The organism is Dokdonella sp. (assembly GCF_049593775.1).
Taxonomy (GTDB): domain Bacteria; phylum Pseudomonadota; class Gammaproteobacteria; order Xanthomonadales; family Rhodanobacteraceae; genus Dokdonella.
Window position 1 is genome coordinate 1 of sequence record NZ_JBAWHJ010000115.1, and the last position, 2,075, is coordinate 2,075.

2 protein-coding genes are annotated in these 2,075 nt (G+C 60.4%); both read right to left on the bottom strand.

Translation table 11 applies throughout. The features are described 5' to 3' along the window. Positions 1-6 precede the first annotated feature (6 nt). The gene (locus WBP53_RS03855) at positions 7-1,332 is read right to left on the bottom strand and encodes a hypothetical protein (RefSeq protein ID WP_423926117.1); all 1,326 of its coding nucleotides are present in this window, start codon (positions 1,330-1,332) and stop codon (positions 7-9) included. A gap of 92 nt (positions 1,333-1,424) precedes the next feature. After that, the coding region (locus WBP53_RS03860; RefSeq protein WP_423926119.1) for a hypothetical protein at positions 1,425-2,075 on the bottom strand (651 nt) is incomplete at its 5' end.

The window sequence follows — 2,075 nt, forward strand, 5'->3', positions numbered from 1 at the left end:
GCCGAACTACGGCGCTGACTTCGTTGACGGTCCTGGCGTTGCCGCTTTGTTGTTGGACCGAACTTTCGCGCCCCGCAGTCGCAACTTTCCGTCGACGCTATCGGTCCAGACCAGCCATGCATCACCCTCTTGCACCTGTATTTGCGGCAAGCCGCTGGCGCGTCCTTTCGCTGCAATGTCGGCAACCACGCCTCGTTGCATCAGCGTGCCACTCTTCGCATCGATGCGTGCCAGCATGAGCTGCTGCGCATTGTCCTTGCTGCTCTCGACAAGCCAGGTCAGCCACACGTTGTTCGCATCCATGGCCATGTCGACTCGTCCCAACTGGGCCTTGCCTTGCGCCACTTGCAGCGGCGAATCGAATTTTCGACCTGCGTCCCTTGAACGCGCAATTCGCACCGCAGGCTGGCCACCGCCTTCTGTGTACCAGGCCACCCAGACCTGCTTGCCGCTGGCAACCACGGCGGGCCCATTGACCGGACAACCGGCGAAGATCCAGTTGTCGGCATGGACGGTGACCGGTTGGGACCAGGCCCTGCCGTCTAAGCGGACCAGTTGGATATCGCGAACTTCTTCAGTTGTACGGCCCCGATAAGCGAGTACCGCGCCATCACTGGTCATTGCCACGGAAGTGGGACAGCAATCGCAGGTTGCGGTATCCAGGGCCCAATCGCCGGTTCTGACTCCAGCCGCATCGAACGTCGCCGCACGCAGCATCATCGCCCCACCACCGTGGTCGTGGTGCTCATCGTGGCCTTCATGGGGCGGCTGTTTCTGCCGGCTGTCGAGCCAGCCGATTCCGAGAACCCCTTCATGCTGTTCCCACAGGGAAACGAAACCGTAGTCGAGACGGGCGCCCTCCGGTTCCAGGCGGATGGGCGCTGACCATGTCTGGCCCTGATCGCCGGAGTGCACCAGGGCTACGCCGTAGTCGTAAATCGCAGTGCCGTTCTTGCGCAGCCAATGTGCCCAAAGCGTGCCGTCGCCAAATGCGACCAGGTGCGGCGTATCGGCCCAGTTGACGAACCAGTCGTCACCGCTGGCAATGGTTTGTGCCGGCAACCAGCGATCTTCAGCGTTGGTATCGCCTTCTTCCGCTTCGAGCAACCGACTGAAACGCAGGCGATGACCGGTGTCGAGTTTTTCCGTCCAGCTCAGGAAGAGGCTTCCATTCGCGGAACCCACCAGATCCGGTTGGGCACCGCTATCCATTGCAGGCAATGCCAGTGCCGAGACTTCAAAAACGGGTGGCTGCGCGGCATGCAACGCGGACGTCGCGCAGACCAGCAGTGTCAAAGCAAGACTCGACGCGGTACTCGATGGACAGGTCATGGTGTTTGCATTTTTTCCCGTGAAGTGCCGTTCATGCCTGGACAAGCTCGGCACGAACAGAAACATGACAAGGTTTCGGGTCCAGCACCGGATTACCGCGGCGGCGTCCCATCAAAACCATCTTCAAAGATGTCATCACCGGCAGGCGTACAAGTCTGCACGACAACATCATCCAGATAGAAGCCATCCGGGACGCGGCCTGTTGACGCATCCGTGGCCATGCGAAAGCGCAGGCAGATGCTTTGCCCGGCGTAGGCATCGAGGTCGACGATGGTCTGCGACCAGTCGCGCGGATCACCACACCAGGCTTGCCGTCCTCGCAACGGATTGTTGAACGAGGTACTGATCGGACCGTCGTAACGGCCAACCAGCAACCTGCCATCAGGCACCTGGAACCAGCTCGCGCCATCGTCATCTGAAATTTCGAGCAGGGCTCCGTCGTAGCAGCCTGCCACGCGATCCTCGATGGTCTGGTGACTCCAGAACTGAAGACTGAGCGGGAACTCGTCTGCTGGCAATTTGATGCCTGGCGAGACCAGTTGCTGATCGGAATCGTAGGCAAGGTCCTGGGCCAGGAAGGATTGCGAGCCACTGTGCGAGCGAGCCGTACTGATGGCCCACGAATCGTGATCGCCGGAATGAGTCCAGCCCGATGCCCCGGACTCGAAATCGGTCGTGTACAACTCACTGGCGAATGTGCCGACCGAACATTGACCGGGCAACGGAACGGTGGTGAAGAATGC

Coding starts and splice junctions, on each gene's coding strand:
- WBP53_RS03855 (WP_423926117.1), bottom strand. CDS start 1,332: ATGACCTGTCCATCGAGTACCGCGTCGAGTCTTGCTTTGACACTGCTG.